The sequence below is a fragment of the Pseudomonas paraglycinae genome (assembly GCF_021601625.1).
In the GTDB taxonomy this organism is placed as follows: Bacteria; Pseudomonadota; Gammaproteobacteria; order Pseudomonadales; family Pseudomonadaceae; genus Aquipseudomonas; species Aquipseudomonas paraglycinae.
The window spans coordinates 49190-67545 of record NZ_BQHR01000024.1 but is presented as its reverse complement, the minus strand read 5'-3'; the positions used below and the strand labels follow the sequence as shown (position 1 = coordinate 67545).

13 protein-coding genes and 2 rRNA genes are annotated in these 18356 nt (G+C 60.5%); 5 read left to right on the top strand and 10 right to left on the bottom strand.

The window, feature by feature from the left end:
* Together rrf (L6D82_RS28880) and rrf (L6D82_RS26360) are read left to right on the top strand one after the other, a co-directional pair.
* Positions 1–81: ribosomal RNA gene (gene rrf, locus L6D82_RS28880) — 5S ribosomal RNA — on the top strand; the annotation flags it as partial.
* Between the two features lie 106 nt (positions 82–187).
* Positions 188–303 (top strand): 5S ribosomal RNA (rrf, locus tag L6D82_RS26360).
* Between the two features lie 73 nt (positions 304–376).
* Here the strand turns inward: rrf (L6D82_RS26360) and L6D82_RS26355 are convergent.
* The 4 genes from L6D82_RS26355 to L6D82_RS26340 form a co-directional block, all read right to left on the bottom strand.
* Complete coding sequence (locus L6D82_RS26355; protein WP_236191958.1) at positions 377–1555, bottom strand: PepSY-associated TM helix domain-containing protein; 1179 nt, start codon at positions 1553–1555, stop codon at positions 377–379.
* Positions 1556–1630: 75 nt separating this feature from the next.
* Entirely contained in the window at positions 1631–4132 is a 2502-nt protein-coding gene (locus L6D82_RS26350) for a TonB-dependent siderophore receptor (RefSeq protein ID WP_236191957.1), read from the bottom strand.
* 87 nt (positions 4133–4219) lie between these two features.
* Complete coding sequence (locus L6D82_RS26345; protein ID WP_236191956.1) at positions 4220–5221, bottom strand: FecR domain-containing protein; 1002 nt, start codon at positions 5219–5221, stop codon at positions 4220–4222.
* On the bottom strand, positions 5221–5721 hold the full coding sequence (locus L6D82_RS26340) for a sigma-70 family RNA polymerase sigma factor (protein ID WP_236191955.1): 501 nt from the start codon (positions 5719–5721) through the stop codon (positions 5221–5223). The genes L6D82_RS26345 and L6D82_RS26340 overlap by 1 nt, the downstream gene beginning before the upstream one ends.
* Before the next feature lie 311 nt (positions 5722–6032).
* On the opposite strand from L6D82_RS26340, the gene L6D82_RS26335 reads away from it, so the two are divergent.
* Positions 6033–7913 carry a methyl-accepting chemotaxis protein gene (locus tag L6D82_RS26335; protein WP_102688636.1) on the top strand — a complete coding sequence of 627 codons (1881 nt, stop codon included), beginning with the start codon at positions 6033–6035 and terminating at the stop codon, positions 7911–7913.
* 59 nt (positions 7914–7972) lie between these two features.
* Here the strand turns inward: L6D82_RS26335 and L6D82_RS26330 are convergent, their stop codons facing one another.
* From L6D82_RS26330 to L6D82_RS26310, 5 genes are all read right to left on the bottom strand, one after another.
* Positions 7973–8440: an SRPBCC family protein gene (locus tag L6D82_RS26330; protein ID WP_236191954.1), complete on the bottom strand. Its 468-nt coding sequence runs from the start codon at positions 8438–8440 to the stop codon at positions 7973–7975.
* A gap of 23 nt (positions 8441–8463) precedes the next feature.
* The gene (locus tag L6D82_RS26325) at positions 8464–11853 is read right to left on the bottom strand and encodes an amino acid adenylation domain-containing protein (RefSeq protein ID WP_236191953.1); all 3390 of its coding nucleotides are present in this window, start codon (positions 11851–11853) and stop codon (positions 8464–8466) included.
* A gap of 13 nt (positions 11854–11866) precedes the next feature.
* Positions 11867–12796, bottom strand: coding sequence for a diiron oxygenase (locus tag L6D82_RS26320; protein ID WP_236191952.1), 930 nt, complete (start codon positions 12794–12796; stop codon positions 11867–11869).
* Positions 12793–13566, bottom strand: a complete 774-nt coding sequence (locus L6D82_RS26315) for a DUF3050 domain-containing protein (protein WP_102688632.1) — start codon at positions 13564–13566, stop codon at positions 12793–12795. Before L6D82_RS26315 ends, L6D82_RS26320 begins: the two co-directional genes overlap by 4 nt.
* A gap of 754 nt (positions 13567–14320) precedes the next feature.
* Positions 14321–15031, bottom strand: coding sequence for a GntR family transcriptional regulator (locus tag L6D82_RS26310; RefSeq protein WP_085748538.1), 711 nt, complete (start codon positions 15029–15031; stop codon positions 14321–14323).
* A gap of 193 nt (positions 15032–15224) precedes the next feature.
* Here L6D82_RS26310 and lapG point away from each other — a divergent pair, with 193 nt between their 5' ends.
* Together lapG and lapD are read left to right on the top strand one after the other, a co-directional pair.
* Positions 15225–15917: a cysteine protease LapG gene (lapG, locus tag L6D82_RS26305; RefSeq protein WP_085748537.1), complete on the top strand. Its 693-nt coding sequence runs from the start codon at positions 15225–15227 to the stop codon at positions 15915–15917.
* A 14-nt stretch (positions 15918–15931) separates the two neighbouring features.
* Positions 15932–17878 (top strand): cyclic di-GMP receptor LapD, encoded by a 1947-nt coding sequence (gene lapD / locus L6D82_RS26300; RefSeq protein ID WP_236191951.1) that lies wholly within the window; start codon positions 15932–15934, stop codon positions 17876–17878.
* Positions 17879–18013: 135 nt separating this feature from the next.
* Here lapD and L6D82_RS26295 read toward each other — a convergent pair whose 3' ends face one another.
* On the bottom strand, positions 18014–18352 hold the full coding sequence (locus L6D82_RS26295; RefSeq protein WP_085613332.1) for a tryptophan synthase subunit beta: 339 nt from the start codon (positions 18350–18352) through the stop codon (positions 18014–18016).
* Positions 18353–18356: the final 4 nt, after the last annotated feature.

Below are 18356 nucleotides of genomic sequence, written 5' to 3'. Positions count from 1 at the left end.
CATCCCGAACTCAGAAGTGAAACGATGCATCGCCGATGGTAGTGTGGGGTTTCCCCATGTGAGAGTAGGTCATCGTCAAGATTAAATTCCGAAACCCCAATTGCGAAAGCAGTTGGGGTTTTGTTTTAGTAGAAGTCACCGATTTTTGCCGGAACGTTACTGCGGTAACGGGCTGGTCACAGAATTTCTTGACGACCATAGAGCGTTGGAACCACCTGATCCCATCCCGAACTCAGAAGTGAAACGATGCATCGCCGATGGTAGTGTGGGGTTTCCCCATGTGAGAGTAGGTCATCGTCAAGATTGAATTCCGAAACCCCTGTCTGCTAACGCAGACAGGGGTTTTGTCGTTTCAGTGCCCACAAACGTCCAATCTTCAAACAGCTCTACGTGCCTTGCTGCTCCGACGAGCCTGCCATTTGCGCCACCAGATGTAGACGCCAGTTCCCGACAACCCCGCAATCAGAACACCCAATACTGCGATCATCACTTGCCCGGTGAAACCTATGATCCGTCCTCCATGTATCGGCAACTGCAACCGATAAAACCGCTCTCCCAACGTCCCTTCTCCTGCAATCTCCTGCCCCAATAATCGTCCGTCCGTACCGTGGAAGAACAACCAGGATTTACCGTGGGCCTCGGTGTCATGCTGACCAAATCCCGCGCCATAGAAGTTGTACTCAAAGCTGTAATACAACTCGCCGATCGCCGCTGTCAGTCCCAACCTTTTCCCCTCCTGCTGTGCCCTTTCGTACGCCTGTTGATAACTCAATTGGGTGATCCCCAGATCTTCGGCAGGCATTCGCCCTCGCGCCTCATACACGCTCGGTTCAATCGGAGAAAACAACGACACCGCGGGTTTGAAGACTTGGCTCGGCAGGTTCATCGCGACACTGCTGACGGCTATCGGCAGCAACAACAACCACAGCCACAAGCCCCCTGCCCGATGCAGATCGAAGTTGAGTCGATAGGCATGCCCACCCTTGATCTTCCAGGAGTTCGACCACTTCTTCCAGAACGGTTTACCCCGCGGCAACGTCAGCCAGAGGGCGATGAAGCAATCGATTACCCAGGCGATGGCCACCAACCCCATCAACAGCAAACCCGAGTTACCGGGCAGTATCAGGTTGTAGTGAAACTCAAGAATGAACGGAACGAAGTTCTCACGCTGGAAACAGCACTCGCCCCAATAACGCTGGCCTTTCTGCTCGCCACTGACAGGGTCGAGGTAGAACACCTGGTTGCGTTCTTTATACGGTTCGCCCGTCGCGGGATCATTTCGCGGAACCGCCGCCAGCAATGCCGTGTGGCCTGCCTCATTCGGGTACTCCATGTACCAGACCTGCAACTTCGGATGGGCCGATTGCACCACATCAACCAGCTCACCTGGCGGCAGACGCTCCCCCTCGGCCGAGGCCGCGTAAAACTCCGGATTCAACCACTCATCCAGCTCATGGTTGAACGCCAGAATGCTCCCCGTGATCCCGGCCAGCAGCAGAAAAACCGCCGTGGCCAATCCGATATACCGGTGTAACAAAACCAGAAACGAACGCATGAAAACTCCCTCACAGATACGACAAAGCCAGCCCCTGAAATCAGGGGCTGGCTTTTTTATGCACAAGACAAAGGCTTAGAACTGGTAACTGACCGTCGCGGCGACGTTGCGCTCTTCGCCCATGTAGCAGAAGTCCAGACTGGCGCAGGAGGCTACGTAGGATTCGTTGGTCAGATTGTTCGCATTCAGGCGTACGTCGACACCCTTCAGACCGACCTTGCCGAGGTCATAGCCAATCGATGCGTCGAACAATGTGTAGGACGGCACTTTCATGGTGTTCTCTGCATCTGCCCAGCTATAGCCGACATAACGCACACCACCGCCCAATCGCAGGCCATCAAGCGCCGCGCTGTCGAACTTGTAGTCGGCCCACAAGGACGCCATGTGCCGCGGCGCCTGGGTTGGCGAGTTGCCTTTGTTCTCGATCACGTTGGTCGGTGTGCTCAAGGTGCTGGTCATCGACTTCGAGTATTCAATGTCGGTGAAGGTGTAGCTGCCGAGCACTTTCAGGTTGTCGGTCAGCTGCATGTGCGCTTCCAGTTCCAGACCCTGAGAGCGGACAGCACCTACAGCGCGATAGAAGTTTTCCTGCGGCAGTTTGGTCGCCAGATTCTCCTGATCGATGCGGAACAACGAGGCGGTGAACAGGTTGTCAGTACCCGGCGGCTGATACTTCAAGCCCATTTCCCACTGCGTTCCATCGGTCGGTGCAAGAGGATTGCCAGCACTGTCCGCGTAGGAATTCGGGTTGAACGACTCGGAATAGCTGACGTACGGCGCGAGACCGTTATCGAACAGATACAGCGCGCCGGCACGGCCGGTGAGCTTGGTGCGTCGATCATTGATCTCGGTGCCGACCGGACGGCCCGCTTCGGCGATGCGGTTTTCGTCGGAGGTTTCCACCCAGTCCTGACGCAGGCCCAGCGAGAAGCGCCACTTGTCCATCTCGATCAGGTCTTGCAGGTAAACGCCGGTCTGCTCCAGGCGCCGCAGGTAGCTGGTCTCGCCGTACGGCGTAATAGCCGAATTGCCATATACCGGGTTGAACGCATTGATTGGCGCCAGGCCGCCACTGGTCCAGTCGACCACGGTTTTGCGTCGCTGGTAATCCGCCCCCATCAGCACAGTGTGCTTGGTCGCGCCGGTGAAGAATTCAGCTTGGAGCATGTTGTCGACGATGAACGCGTGCAGACGCTCGTCACCGCCGGTGTAGTAGCGATTCAGTTCGTTACTGGTCGGCGACGTCCAGCCATAGGCGTACACCTGATCCATGTTCACTTTGGAGTCGAGGTAGCGGAAATTCTGCCGCGCGGTGAAGACGTCGTTGAAGCGGTGTTCGAACTGGTAACCGAACGACTGCTGATCACGGGAGTAACCATCGATGCCCGGCTCGCCTTCGAAGAAATGCGGCGAAATGCGATTGCCGTTGCGTTGATGAATCGTGCCGTCGGCCGGCACGCCACCGTGATAGCCGCCGTACGGGTCATGCTGCAGATACGCTTGCAGGGTCAGCGAGGTGTCGTCGCTGAAGTCGATGCTGACGGTCGGCGCTAGGGCGAAGCGCTTTTCCTTGTTGTGGTCGAACTGCGTGTCGGACTGATCCGTTAATCCGATCAGACGATAGGCGATGCGCTTGTCGTCATCGACCGGTCCGCTGAAGTCAAAACCGACACCGCGCTGGCCCTGAGTGCCGACGGTGGCTTGAACCTGGTGATAGGCCTCGTACAGCGGCTTCTTGCTGGTCAGCGCCACCAGACCGCCCGGCGAGCTACGGCCGTAAAGTACCGACGACGGGCCCTTCAGAATATCGACACGCTCGAGGAAATACGGATCGATCTGCATCGTGCTGTAGGTGCCGCTGTCGCCCATCGACTTGAGGCCGTCGAGGTAGATGTTGTCCACCGAGCCATCGTTGAAGCCGCGCATTGCCACGTAGTCGTAACGGTGCGTGGCGCCGTAAGGGTTGGTCACTACGCCGGGGGTATAACGCATGGCCTGGGACACAGTTTGCGAGCCCTGGTCATCCATTTGCTCACGGGTAACCACGGACACGCTTTGCGAAGTTTCCAGCAATGCGGTACTGGTTTTGGTGGCGATCTGACTGTGTGTCGCGTTGTAGCCGTCCATCTTGCCCAGCGCGTTACCGAGGGCGAAGCCTTTGATGTCGGTGGTCGGCAGGGCCAGCGCTTCGGTTTCTGAGACCGAGCGCAACACATAGCTGCTGCCATCCTGGCTGACCGCCTCCAGGCCCGAGCCGTTGAGCAAATGGCTCAAGGCCTGATCGGTCGAGTACTCGCCCTGCACACCCGGTGACTGCCGGCCCTGGGTTTGCTGCGGCGTCATCGACAACGTGATGCCCGCCTGGCGCGCGAACTGGTTGAGCGCATCGCCCAGCGGTCCGGCGGCGATGTTGTAGCGGTGGCTGCTGACCTCGCTGGCATTGGCCGCCATGCTCAGGCTCGGCAACATGCCAACGCCCAGTGCAGTAGAGAACAGCGCCGCCCGAACGGCGTGACGCAACAGGCCCGATTCGGCAGAGAAATTCAGAGGGTTCTTACAGGTAACGCGCGCAGTCATTGTAGGTTTCCGTAGGCAGTCGCGAAGGCTGAGTTGAAGTGCTTACTGACTAAGCCGGACTTGCCGCGAAAACCCGCCAAAATAATTTCAGGCCACAGACTCCAGCGTCACCCACCAACGAGTGCGGTAGCGCAATTGCACCGGCAGGGTCTGCGGCAGGATCGCCAGCAGCTTGTCGGTGTCCTCAAGACGGAACACGCCGGACAGGCGCAAATCCGCAATGTCCGACGCACAGTTCAGAAAGCCCTGACGATACCGGCTGACTTCGCTGAGGAAGTCGCCCAGCCGCATGTTGCGGGTCACGATCAGCCCGTCGACCCAGGCACCGGCGTCCATGTCCAACGGCGGCGCCGGGCGAATTTGATGGTGGTCGATCAAGTAGCTCTGACCGGCGATTGCTTCCGTCGAGTTGCCGGCGGAGTGAATCGCGACCCGGCCACTGGTGACGCTCAGGCGCGTGCATCCATCTTCCTGGCGCAGAATGAATCGCGCCTTGAACGGCTCGTAACTGCCATGACGACTCTGCACCCGCAGCGGTCGGTCAAATGGCGCACCTTCATCGGCACCGCCACAGGTGATGATGATTTCGCCACGGGTCAGTTTGATCAGCCGTTGCTGGGCGGTGTAATCGAGATCCACGCTGCTGGCGGTGTTGAGCTCGATCCGCGTGCCGTCCGGCAGCTGGAAGCCACGGCGCTCGCCGGTGGCGGTGGCGTAGTCGGCGCTCCACTGTTGCCAGACGGTAGTGTCCCTGGCCAGCCATCCCGCCGAGCCCATCAGCAGCGCGCCGGACAACAGCTTCAATGCCTGACGCCGACCCAACCCCTGAGCACTGTTTTCCAGCGTATTGAACGCCACCTGCGCACCGGGCACGGCGCGCAGATTGTGGGTCAGTTCAGCTTGCAGAGACTGCACCCGTTGCCAGGCCAGTTCGTGATCATGGTGTTCGGCGCGCCATTGTTCGCACTGGCGATTCAGGCGCGGATTGCCATGGTTGTTGCGCAGACGCAGGAGCCAGTGAATGGCCTTTCGGACGACCTGTTGCGGTGGCTCGGCGCGTCGGCCAAGCGAGAGGTTATCCACCGGCATCAGTTTTCGTACCGCAGCACGTAGCAGTGAAACAGGGCGTCGGCGACGTAGCGTTCTACCGAGCGCAGGGACAGGCCCATCTGCTCGGCGATCTGCTTGTGGGTCAAACCTTCGCACTGAGCCAGCAGAAACGCCTGACGCACTTTCGGCTTCAAGCCTTCAAGCATGCGGGCGATGCCTTCGAGCAGTTCGATCACCAAGGCACGGGATTCGGCACTCGGGGTTTCGGCTTCAGGCAAATGGGCGATGGTTTCCAGATAGGCGCGTTCAATTTCTTCACGGCGCCAATGATCAATCACCAGCCCTCGGGCAACTGTGCGCAAAAACGCGCGAGGTGCCTTGAGTTCCAGACGCTCGGTGCGCTGCAGCAAACGCACGAAGGTGTCCTGAGCCAGATCCGCCGCATCGGCGGCATTGCCCAGTCGCGCGCGCAACCAGCTGTTGAGCCAGCCGTGATGACTACTGTAAAGCGCCTGTACTGCAAACTCAGGTGAGGACATGAATGCGACAGCCCGAACGTCACAAATGATAATTAGTCGCATTGTCATCAAGGGTTACAGAATTTGCAACCGGCGCTGCAAAACAGTCATCAAAAATTGACAGGCGAACGCTCTGGCACGCCGTTCGGCGGGAATCTGGCAGAAATGCCGCCCATTTCCTACATAGGCCTAAGTTTTCTCCGAAGCGTGCCGACAGACTGGTGAGACATGCGTGCACCAAAGTAGAGCAGTCCTCAGAACGCTGCCTGCGCTGTACATGGAATGTTGCATCCGGAACGCATCCCCACTTTTCGCATAAGAAGTCCCATGAAATGAATCTCAAGTTCAGCCATAAAATCCTGCTGGCCGCCTCGGGCGTTGTGGTCCTGGCGTTCGCGCTGTTCACTTTGTACAACGACTATCTGCAGCGAAATACTATTCGCCAGAACCTCCAGTCCTCGGTCCAACAGGCCGGCGACCTGACCGCGAGCAGTGTGCAGAACTGGATGAGCGGGCGAATTCTGGTACTGGAAAACCTCGCGCAGAACGTCGCCCATCAAGGCAAGAACGCCGACTTCCCGGGCCTGGTCGATCAACCGGCCTTCACCTCGAACTTCCAGTTCACCTACGTCGGCCAGGCCAACGGTGTGTTCACCCAGCGCCCTGACGCGAAGATGCCGGATGGCTACGACCCGCGTCAGCGCCCGTGGTACAAGCAGGCTGTGGCCGCTGACCAGACCATGCTGACCCCGCCATACATGGCCGCCGTTGGCGGTCTGGTGGTGACCATCGCCATGCCGGTGAAAAAGAACGGCGAGCTGCTCGGCGTCGTGGGCGGTGACCTGAGCCTGGAAACCCTGGTGAAGATCATCAACTCGGTGGACTTCGGTGGCCTGGGCCACGCGTTCCTGGTCAGCGGGGACGGTCAGGTGATCGTCAGCCCGGACAAAGACCAGGTGATGAAGAACCTCAAGGACATCTACCCGAACGCCGATGTGCGCATCCAGAAGGGCAACCAGAACGTGGTGCTCAACGGTCAGGAGCGCATCCTGTCGTTCACCCCGGTCGCAGGTCTGCCGAATGCCGAGTGGTACATCGGTCTGTCGATCGATCGCGACAAGGCCTACGCCGCACTCAGCCAGTTCCGTACCTCGGCACTGATCGCAATGTTCGTTGCTGTCGGCGCGATTGCGGTGTTCCTGAGCCTGTTGATCACCGTGCTGATGCGTCCGCTGATCACCATGGGCCGCGCGATGCAGGACATCGCCCAGGGTGAAGGTGACCTGACTCGCCGTCTGGTCGTGGAAAGCAAGGACGAGTTCGGCGAGCTGGGCAGTTCGTTCAACCAGTTCGTGGAGCGGATTCACGCGTCCATTTCCGAAGTGTCTTCCGCGACTCGCCACGTACACGACCTGTCGCAACGGGTGATGGCATCGTCCAACGCCTCGATCATTGGCTCCGACGAGCAAAGCGCACGCACCAACAGCGTGGCCGCCGCGATCAATCAACTGGGTGCCGCCACCCAGGAAATCGCCCGCAACGCCGCCGATGCCTCGCAACACGCCAGCGGCGCGAGCGAGCAGGCCGATGACGGTCGTCAGGTGGTCGAGCAGACGATTCAGGCGATGACCGAGCTGTCGCAGAAGATCAGCCTGTCGTGCACCCAGATCGAAACCCTGAACGCGAGCACCGACAACATCGGCCACATTCTCGACGTGATCAAAGGCATCTCCCAGCAGACCAACCTGCTGGCGCTCAACGCGGCCATTGAAGCGGCCCGTGCCGGTGAAGCCGGACGCGGTTTTGCGGTGGTGGCGGACGAGGTGCGTAACCTCGCTCACCGCACTCAGGAATCGGCGGAAGAGATCCACAAGATGATCACTTCGCTGCAGGTCGGCTCCCGCGAAGCGGTGACCACCATGAACGCCAGTCAGGCGTCCAGCGAGGAAACCGTTGAAGTGGCGAACCAGGCCGGTCTGCGTCTGGTCAGCGTGACCCAGCGCATCGGCGAAATCGACGGCATGAACCAGTCGGTGGCCGCCGCTACCGAAGAGCAGACCGCCGTGGTGGAAACCCTCAACGTCGACGTCAATCAGATCAACCTGCTGAACCAGCAGAGCGTGGCCAACCTCAATGAAACGTTGAAGGATTGCGATGCGTTGTCGCAGCAGGCCAACCGTTTGAAACAACTGGTCGACAGCTTCAAGATCTGATCACTAGCGGTCAAAAAACAGCCCGCTGCGGAGTGATCCGCAGCGGGCTTTTTCATGCCTTACACAAACAGCTTCTGCACATTGCCCATCGCATCATCGGCGAACCCCTGCACGAAATCCTTGAACCCCGGCAGCGCCTCTGGGCCGCCGCTGGCCGGTTCGGCAATGATCGTCCAGGTCGCCCGCGACTTGCCCGCGCCCAGCGATTCCACATTCATCGCCGCCCACAGATTGGCCACGCCCAGGGTGTTGTAGATCGTGGTCCAGGTCATGCTCAGCGCCTGGTCGTTCCGGGAGTTGAGTTGCTCGACCACCACGTTGCCATCCTTGAAGAACTTCTTGCGCAGCGAAGACACGCCTTCGCCGGTCATTTCGATGTGCGACAGGGCCGGAATGAAGCGGTCGAAACCGTCGAATTTGCCTACCACCGCCCACACTTGTCTGGCGTCCACCGGCACTTCCACCGAAGACACGACGTGGCAGCCGTGAGGATTCTTGATCAGGGTGTCGGGTTGCAGATTGCTCATGGTGTTGCTCCTTGGTGGTTGAGTCAGATGAAGTTGATTTCTTTCAGGTAGTCGCAGCCGCGACGCAGCAGCGCCGGGGATTTTTCCGGGTAGTGCGCGCCCATCTGCTGTACGCCGGCCTGGGCGTTGGCGTGGCTGATCAGGGAGATGTCGCCGATGTCTTCCTCGAAGCCGTTGAGGTAGAAACCGAGTACGCCGAACAGCGCGTTGTCGGCATCGACCCGGCCCAGTTGCTGCTGCCAGTCGGCGACGCTGACCAGCGAAAACTCGCTGCCGGTTTCGCGGAACGACGCAACGTAGGCGTCCCAGCTCAGAGGCTCCGGGTTATGCAGGTTGAATACCGCCCGTTCGGCCGAGTAGCGGCTGGCGTGGAAGGCGATGAACCGGGCGAGAAAATCCACCGGCATCAGGTCGAAATTCAGCGCGAAGGCCGGCACCTGCCCGAGCTGGATCGAGCCCTTGAGCATCAGCATCAAGCGGTTCTTGTGCGGCTGGCAGACGCCGCTGAGGCTGTTGAAACTGATGTTGCCGGGCCGATACAGATTGACCCGCACCCCACGCTCCCGCGCCCGCTCGAGGATGCGTTCGCCGACCCATTTCGACAGGTTGTAGCCGTTGCGGATGTAGATCGGCGGCGTCGGTGCGGCGGGCAGTTCCAGCACCCGGCCTGCGTCGTCGACGGTGCTGGAGGCCGACAGCGTCGAGACGAAATTGAACACCTTCTTGCTGCGTCCTTCGCACAGCCGCAGCAGTTCGAAAATCGGCTCGACGTTGTCCGCCGCCAACGACTCGTAATCGAGCACGTGATTGACGTTGGCGGCGTTGTGCACCAGCGCGCCGAACTCGCGATCCAGTCGCTCGAAATCCTCATTGGCCAGGCCCAGTTGCGGCCGGCTGATGTCCGCCGAATAGACCCGCACCCGACTCAGGTCCAGATGCTCCAGCCTGTTCTCTCGCAACGACTGGGCAAAGCGCTGCGCCGCCGTTTGCCCGCCGCCGTCGCGCACCAGACACGCCACCTCGCTGGCGCCCCATCCCAGCAGCGCCTCGACGATGTGCACACCGACAAAGCTGTTGGCGCCGGTGACGATCACCTTGTGCACATCGCCCATGCGGCTGATCGGCAGCGGCTCGATGTCCAGCGCTCGCTCGGCGTCGGCCATCGCCTGGGCGCTGAGCACCGCGCTGTCATCGGTGCCGCGTACCAGGGTGGCGAGCTTCGTGATGGTCGGCAGTTCGATGAAGCGGTTGATCGAAATACTGCGACCGAACTCCTCCCGTAGACGCAGGAGCATGCGCGACAGCAGAATCGAGTGACCGCCGAGATTGAAGAAGCTTTCGTCGGTGGAAATGTCGCTGGTCGGCAGCTCCAGCAACTCGCCCCAGATCTCCAGCAGCAGCGCTTCGTCGGCGTTGGCCGGCAGGCATTTGGGGCCGCTGTCCTGCACGCTGACCGGCAGCTCCAGCAAGGCCTTGCGGTCGACTTTGCCATTGGCGGCGAACGGCATGTTCGGCAATTCCGTCCATGCCACCGGTTGCATGTAGTCGGGCAAAAACTGCTGTGCGTGAGCTTTCAACGACTCGCGCGCGGCATCCGATTGCGGCTGGGCGAGGAACGCCAGAATCCGTCGCTGACTGTCGATCACCACGGCGATTTGCCGATACAACTGACTCTCGCGCAGGCAGCGTTCGATCTCCTCCGGCTCGACCCGGAAGCCGCGGATCTTCACCTGATTGTCGCGCCGTCCGCACAGCTCGATGCCATCCTCGCCCCACTTGGCCATGTCGCCGCTGCGGTAGGCGCGCAGACGCTGGCCGTCCGGCAACTCCAGATCCAGATAGCGTTCGGCGGTCTGCTGTGGATTGTTCAGGTAACCCAGGCATACGCCGGGGCCGACGATGAACAATTCGCCCACCGTTTGCTCAGGCACCGGTTGCAGATCGTCATCGAGGATCAGCACCTGACTGTTGGCAATCGGGCCGCCGAGGGTGCGATTGCTGTCGCCCGGTTGCAGTTGTCGCGCGGTGATCAGCACCGTGGCTTCGGTCGGGCCGTAGAGGTTATGCAGCTTGCCTTGGCGCGTCAGCTGCTCGATCACGAACGGCTCACAGACGTCGCCGCCGGTCATGATTTGCGCGACGCTTTGCAGTTGCTCCAGCGGCAGGATGCTCAACAGCGCCGGCGGCAGGAACGCGTGGGTCAGTTGCCGACGTCGAATCAGCGCCACCAGTTGCAGCGGATCACGCCGCTGGTTGTCGTCGGGCACCACCAGTTCCGCGCCTTCGAGCAGGGTCGGGAAGATGTCGATCAGCGACGAGTCGAAGCTCAGCGATGAGAACTGCAACACCCGGCTCTCGGCGCGCAACTGCACATAGTCGGCGTACCACGCGGTGAAGTGCGCGAGGTTCGCCTGACTCAGCAGCACACCTTTCGGATGCCCGGTAGTACCCGAGGTGTAGAGCGCCATGCACGGTGCATCGAGCTCTGGCCGACGACGCATCAACGGTTGCGACAGATCGGCGTCGGTGCGGTCGATGCGACAGACATCCAGCCCCGGCATCGAACCGCTAAGCGGATGTTCGCCGTCGTGTAGCAACAGCACCGCCCCGGCGTTTTCCAGAATGTACTGCTGGCGCTGAAGCGGATGGCTCGGTTCCAGCGGCAGGTACACCGCGCCGCTGCCGAGAATCGCCAGGATCGAAGCAAACAGCGCATCGCATTTCGGCAGGCAAATCCCCACCACCCAGGGTTGCGGCTGTGTCTCGAGCATTGCCTGCAAGCGTTGCTGGATTGCACGGCTGTGATCATGCAACTGGCGATAGCTGATCGACTGCTCGGCAAGGTGCAACGCGGGGCGCTCCGCGTGTTCGATCAGACTCTCTTGCAGCCGCTCGATCACCGGGATCTGCGCTTGTTGCAGCAACTGCGAATTGGCCGTGGCATTGAAGCGATGGACGTAAGCCAGGCTGTCGAGAAATAGCAGATTTTCCACCTGCTCGAAGTCCGGCGCACGGGCCGCTGTCGCGTGCTGGAAATACTCGGCATCGCGGGAAAAACGGCTGACCAGCAGCGCCACTTCGTCCACCACCTGCGCCAGTGTTCGCTGGCGCAACGCCTGACCGTTGCCGGACGGTTCGTCGGCGATGGGCACGCGGCTCAGCAGCGTCGAGTTGCAGAGGCACAGCAGATCGAGCACCGGCAAACCGCCGGCGCCCGTTGCACCGATGCCCAGACGTAAAGTCAGGTGCGCTGTCGCGCCGTGATTTTGCGGCGCAAGACTGCCGTCATCGATCACCAGATCCACCGACGGAGCAGTCTCTGTCAGCAATGAATGACCGTGTTGTTCGAGCTCCTGCGCCAGGTCGGTCAAGACTTGGCTGCGGCCCCTCAGCAAAATATCGAGACGTCTCATGTCAGCCTCCTTGTCAAACCAGGTAGTCGCGCAGGGCGTGCTGCACGCACGGTGTGTCGAGCAGCGAGCTGTTGTGGAAAAACCGCACGATGTTGCCCACCAGCGGGTGGTGGCGATTGATCGGGAAGGCCAGCCCGGCCATCTCGTCTTTCAGGGCGCGGCGGGTGGCATCGTTGACCAGCAAAGCGTCGATCAGGCGCAGGTCGAAGGACTTCTGGATGTCGTTGGTCAGGTAATGGCCGATGAACACCGGCAGGATCTGCGCGATGCAGTCGCGATCCGCATCGCTCGCGGTGTGCCAGTAGATGCGCACCATCCGCGCCCAGAAACTCGAGTGCCGGCCCTCGTCGAGCAAGTGGTCGGCCATCAGGCCCTTGATTGACGGCTTGACCGTGTCGTCCCGGGCGAACGCCGCGACATCGCCAGTCACGGTGTTTTCGGCGATGGCCACGCAGATCAGCTCCACGGCGCTGCGCAGGTGTTCGGGAGCCAGTTCGACGGCGGCCGGAATCGCCCGGCTCAGCTCGATTTCATTCGGCAACTCGATGGGCTCGATGCCGGTCATGGCTACCGTTTGTTGCATGAAATCCATCGCCACCAGCGCGTGGTAATCCTCGTCCACGACCACGGTCATGGCGTCGTAGCGACAGGCGAACGGGAAGGCCACGGCGAAGCGGTTCTTGGCGATGCTTCGCGCGGTCTTGTCGACGATCTCGGTTTCGAAAATCACCACGTCGTTGATGAATTTGTACAGCGTCTGCACCAGGGCGAAATCCCGCTGTTCCGGGCATTCGCGCAGGAAGGTTTCGCTGAGCACCAACGGCTGGCGGCTGAGCGGATAGATCAGCCGCGCGTCATCCTCCAGCACGCGGCGCGGCCGGGTGCGGATGGTCGCGCGGCTTTCCCAGGCGTCGGCGAAAGACTGGTAGTCGGCGGCATTCATTGGGCCACCTCCGCCAGCGGTTCGCGCATGCTCAGGCGCAGGCCGTCCCACAGGGCGATGCGGCTTTCCACGGCGGCGATGGCGCTGGCGTAGACCTCGGCTTCGCGCTGCGGATCGCCATCGACCAAGCGATCCAGCAGTTGCTCGGCGGCCGGGCCGTGGTCTTCGGAGTCGACCTCGATGTGTCGCTCGAGGTAGTAACGGAAGGTCGGCGCCTGTTCGACGCCGATGCCCCAGGCATCGAGCATGCGCTGAAACATGGTCGGGATCACGCTCTCGCGACCGTGCAGGAAGGCGGCGGCAACGCTGTGACCGGGTGCATGCAGCGCGGTGTGCAAAGTGTCGCGGACGAACCGCGCAGCGGCCGGATCGACCTCGACGCTTTGCAGGGCGACGTCGTAACTCACGCCTTCCTGTTGCAGCGTCACGAAGCGCTCCACCGCTGTCGTGTCCGCACCGACTTCGCGCATCGCATCGAGGTACAGTTCGAAGTGACTGTAATGCCCGTGTGGCAGCCGGTCGTCAGATTCTTCCCCGAGTACGATTTCATTGATCAGTCTTGCTGCGTGCGGATCCCGTGGCGGCAACCACGGCAGACGCGTGCAAGTCAGTTCCTGCTGCAGGCGCTTGGTCAGCGACATGAAGTCCCAGACCGCAAATACATGGGACTCCATGAATCGGCGCAATGTCGTCAAAGAATCGATTTCGGAGAAGATCGGATGAACGCTGAGTTCGGCTTTCTTTAGTGTAAGTTGCTCTTTAGTTGGCATGGTTGCGAGACTCTGGCTAATAGGGAAGTAAGGACTGCTCAATCAATCGCTAATAACGTTGAACAAGTTTCTCCAGGCGAACGACAGCCTCATTCGGTTTCGATGAAAGCAGGCAATGTCTGAAGGGCCCAAAACTACAGCGGACGGTCAAGCCGTCGCAATCAAGGCCGTACTGCAAGGTTGTGCCGGGCTTGTCATTTCGGATCCAAACTCGGCGAAGAAAAACTAATACATCGCAAAACAACTTAACAAGTTTATTTTTAATTATTTTTAGTTGGCTGTTTTTGAAGTATGAGTGGGTCTGATAAAACTTATAAGTTAAGTTTTATTTGGGCGTAGTTGCTCCTTTCGGCGTTTAATGGCCAAAATTGAACGACAAGAGTGAATGCCTCACTCGAAGCAACTTTCCAATTGAGTAATTGAATGAATATGAGGGGATGAAGTCGGGCTGTAACGGCGCCGTTTCTTCCTGTTCCCGTGACAAGGCTCCTTCCGTAGGTTCCTGGTGCGGGGACTGCTGCCGGGGCGGCGCGTCCCCGTTCTATATTGGGTTGGCGGTCCAAGGGTGCGCGTAAATCAGCGCCGCGGCTATCGTCGAAAATGACTTCCTTGCGGTGCAAATTCCGGGCTGTTCAAAGCAGGGGGAGGTTAGAGCGCAGGCGTCGATGTGCCACGGCAAATGACCGTAACCGGTGGGGGGATTTGTAAGCGGGTTATTCGCCGGGTGAGTGGAGGCTCACCCGGGAGGGAGAATTCAGCGTGCTGCTTTGCGGCTTTGGCCGGCTGAGCTGGCGAGGTAACGGGTGATCACCTCGACACCGCGATTGAGGTGTTGCTCCAGCAGTGTCACGGCGTGCGGGGTGTCACGCTCTTTCACGGCCTGTAACAACGCGCGGTGATCGTCCTGGGAGAGTTTGCCCAGGCCCATGGCCTCGAGGTTGAAGCGCAGGAAGCGTTCTTCTTCATTCAGGCCGTCTTCCACCAGTCGCAACAGCCGGCCATTGGGCGCCTTGCTGTAGAGCGCCATGTGAAACAGACGGTTGAGCCGGCCGATTTCGGTGTAGTCGTGTTCGTTTTCCAGTTCTTCGATGTAGCCGGCCGCGCGTTCGTGATCGGCCGGGGTCAGCAGCGGGATCGACTGGCGCAGCGCTTCTGACTCCAGCAGGATGCGCAGCTCATAGGTTTGCGTTGCATCGCCCTGAATCAGCGGCGCCACCACGGCGCCCTTGTGGGCAATCACGCTGAGCAGGCCCTGAGCCTCAAGTTGGCGCAAGGCTTCGCGCACCGGCATGCGGCTGACACCGAACAGGTCGGCCAGGTCCTGCTGGCGCACGGCGGTGCCGCAGGGCAGGCGCCCGTCGAGAATCGCGGCTCGCAGGGTTTCTTCGATGACCGAGCGCGCCAGATGCGCGGGAATCGGGCCGTCGACTTTGATGCTGTGGAGTGGCTTGGGCTTCTGGGTCACAACTGCACACCCTATGACTGCGGATTTGGATCCAAAGGACACTAGTGATTGCTCTACAGGTTGTCAAACCGTGTAGAAGAACCCTGTCACATCTGAAGTTTAGCGCGCCAGCGATGATCTCAGGGTGCCATTGTTTTTTGCTGGGCTAACCTTCACCATCAAGCGCTTTCCTCTCTGCCCTGGATGCCTTGCATTGGCGGTACGTTTCGCGTTCCCACGGATCGCGCGCTGGCTTGCCTGCGCGCTGCTGCTGGCCGGCATCATGCTGGGCGGCCTGCATGCCGATTGGGATTTTTCCGCGATCAGCCGCAAGGCCACGGCGCTGTACGGGCCGTTGGGTGCCGGGCAACAGCGGATCGATGCCTGGCAGAATCTGCTGGCCACGCAGAAGCAGGTCAGCGAGATGGAAAAGCTCAAAGTGGTGAACCTGTTTTTCAACAAACAGATGCGCTACGTCGAAGACATCGATCTGTGGCACGAGGTCGACTATTGGGAAACCCCTATCGAAGCCTTGTGGAAAGGCGCCGGCGACTGCGAAGACTATGCGATCGCCAAGTATTTCAGCCTGCGCCACCTCGGTGTGGCCAGTGACAAGTTGCGTATCACCTACGTAAAGGCGCTGCGCCAGAACCGCGCGCACATGGTCCTGACTTACTATTCCAGCCCTGACGCCATGCCGCTGGTGCTCGACAGCCTGATCGATCCGATCAAGCCGGCCGCCGAGCGAACCGATTTGCTGCCGGTCTACTCTTTCAATGCCGAAGGGTTGTACCTGCCGGGCGCCAAGGGCAACAAGAAGGTCGGTGACACCAAGCGCCTGTCACGCTGGCAGGATGTGTTGAAGAAAATGCAGGCCGAAGGATTTCCGGTCGAGACGACTAACTAGGAGCACGCGCTCAGATGTCTTTGTTCAAACAGCTGTTGATCGCTATCTGTCTGTTCCTGGTGGTCGCCTTCACCGGCAGCTTCATGGTCAGTCTGGAGAGCTCGCGCACCCAGTACGTCAACCAGTTGCGCTCCCACGCCCAGGATGCGGCCACGGCGCTGGCGCTGTCGTTGACGCCGAACATCGATGACCCGGCGATGGTCGAGTTGCTGGTCAGTTCGATCTTCGACAGCGGTTATTACTCGAGCATCCGCGTGGTCGACCTGAAGACCGACCAGACCATCGTCGAGCGCAACGGCATTCCGGCGGTCACCAACGTGCCGGACTGGTTCGTCAAACTGATCGGCCTGGAGCCGGCCGGTGGCGATGCGCTGGTCAGCCGTGGCTGGGAGCAGGCAGCGCGGGTCGAGGTGGTCAGCCACCCGATGTTCGCCCTGGCCAAGCTCTGGCAGAGCGCACTCGGCAGCCTGGGCTGGTTGCTGGTCTGCGGCGCGGTGAGTGCGGTGCTGGGCGCGTTGTTGCTGCGTCGGCAACTGAAGCCGCTGGATTACATGGTCAAGCAATCCCACGCCATCGCCCGTCGTGAGTTCCTCAGCCTGCCGGACCTGCCGCGCACGCCTGAATTGCGCCGCGTAGTGCTGGCGATGAACCAGATGGTCGAGAAGCTCAAGGCACTGTTCCAGGAGCAGGCCGAGCGCAGTGAAAAACTGCGCATCGAATCCTATCAGGACAACCTCACCGGGTTGGCCAACCGGCGTTATTTCGAGATGCAGCTGAATGCGCGGGTGAGCAACCCGGAGCAGGCCAGTTCCGGTTATCTGCTGCTGTTGCGGGTCAAGGATCTGGCCGGGCTGAACCAGCGCCTTGGCGGTCAGCGTACCGATGAATTGTTGAAAGCGGTTGGCGAGCAACTGTCCCGCGAGTGCGCCAAATACCCGGAAACCCAGAACCTCATCACCCGCATTCGCGGTGGTGAATTCGCCGTGCTGGCGCCGGGGCTGACCCGCGAAGAAGCGTTGCAGCTGGCGCAGAGCCTCGACAGTGCCCTGAGCAGCCTGCACGCGACGGGCGCCACCGACGTGGCCGCCGTGGCTTCTATCGGCCTGGCACCGTTCGCTCACGGCGACTCGCCGCAAGCGGTCCTCAGCCTCGGCGATCAGGCGCTGGCCCAGGCCGAAGGGCAGGGCGAGCAGAACTGGGCATGCCTCGATCAGAGCCTGGTGGCGGACGTCGGTGACGATCACCACGCTTGGCACCGTTTGCTCGATCAGGCGTTGAATCAGCGGCGTTTCGAGCTGTTCTTCCAGCCGGTAGTGGCGGCGCAGGACACGCAACTGGTGCTGCATTACAAGGTGCTGTCGCGCTTGCTCGACGAGCAGGGCCAGACCATTCCCGCCGGGCGCTTCCTGCCGTGGCTTGAGCGCTTCGGCTGGACCGCGCGGCTGGACCGGTTGATGCTCGAGCGGGTGCTGGAGCAGATGGCCGGTCATGAAGAATCCCTGGCGCTGAATCTGTCCTCGGCGACCCTGGCCGATCCGCAGGCGTTGAACAAAGTGTTCGAGATTCTGCGAGCGCATTCCAACCTCGGTGCGCGCCTGACCCTGGAAATCGGCGAGGAACAATTGCCGGAGCAAGCGGTGCTGGAACAGTTGACCCGGCGCCTGCGCGAGCTCGGTTTCTCCCTGAGCCTGCAGCGTTTTGGCGGACGCTTCAGCATGATCGGCAACCTGGCGCGGCTGGGGCTGGCGTATTTGAAGATCGATGGCAGTTACATCCGGGCGATCGATCAGGAAAGCGACAAGCGTCTGTTCATCGAAGCGATCCAGCGTGCGGCGCACAGCATCGATCTGCCGCTGATTGCCGAGCGGGTCGAGACGGAAGGGGAATTGTCGGTGATTCGCGAGATGGGGTTGTATGGGGTTCAGGGGCAGCTGTTCGGTGAGCCCAAGCCCTGGAAATAATGCAGCGCCAAACTGATCGTTCCCACGCTCCGCGTTCCAGTCACACCGTCGGTGTCGCGTCAGACACTGATGTGACGCGGAGCGTCACGGGCGGCATTCCCACGCAGAGCGTGGGAACGATCGACTGTAGGCAAATCAGATCAACCCACCCTCATCCTCATCAATCAACTGACTCAACCCGCCCAGCGCTTCCCGCGCCTGGGTCCGGTCCATCAACTTGGCCTGGGCCGCCGCTGGCAGGTCGGTGACGCGGATCACGCCTTTCTGGGTCAGCACCTGAATCAGGTCATCGAGTACCCGGATCATTTCCAGGTCGCTCTGCTTGAGCTGTTTGAGGCTGTTCTCCACGGCCTCGTTGGCGTACCAGGCCTGGATTTCGTGGTGGTCGGCCGGCAGCGTTTCCGTGGCCTCGGCGTAGGCCGCAGCTTCCACGCGAATCAACTGACCCTGCGCATCGCGTTGCACGTAAAACATTGAG

Coding starts and splice junctions, on each gene's coding strand:
- L6D82_RS26355 (WP_236191958.1), bottom strand. CDS start 1,555: ATGCGTTCGTTTCTGGTTTTGTTACACCGGTATATCGGATTGGCCACG.
- L6D82_RS26350 (WP_236191957.1), bottom strand. CDS start 4,132: ATGACTGCGCGCGTTACCTGTAAGAACCCTCTGAATTTCTCTGCCGAA.
- L6D82_RS26345 (WP_236191956.1), bottom strand. CDS start 5,221: ATGCCGGTGGATAACCTCTCGCTTGGCCGACGCGCCGAGCCACCGCAA.
- L6D82_RS26340 (WP_236191955.1), bottom strand. CDS start 5,721: ATGTCCTCACCTGAGTTTGCAGTACAGGCGCTTTACAGTAGTCATCAC.
- L6D82_RS26335 (WP_102688636.1), top strand. CDS start 6,033: ATGAATCTCAAGTTCAGCCATAAAATCCTGCTGGCCGCCTCGGGCGTT.
- L6D82_RS26330 (WP_236191954.1), bottom strand. CDS start 8,440: ATGAGCAATCTGCAACCCGACACCCTGATCAAGAATCCTCACGGCTGC.
- L6D82_RS26325 (WP_236191953.1), bottom strand. CDS start 11,853: ATGAGACGTCTCGATATTTTGCTGAGGGGCCGCAGCCAAGTCTTGACC.
- L6D82_RS26320 (WP_236191952.1), bottom strand. CDS start 12,796: ATGAATGCCGCCGACTACCAGTCTTTCGCCGACGCCTGGGAAAGCCGC.
- L6D82_RS26315 (WP_102688632.1), bottom strand. CDS start 13,566: ATGCCAACTAAAGAGCAACTTACACTAAAGAAAGCCGAACTCAGCGTT.
- lapD (WP_236191951.1), top strand. CDS start 15,932: ATGTCTTTGTTCAAACAGCTGTTGATCGCTATCTGTCTGTTCCTGGTG.
- L6D82_RS26295 (WP_085613332.1), bottom strand. CDS start 18,352: ATGTTTTACGTGCAACGCGATGCGCAGGGTCAGTTGATTCGCGTGGAA.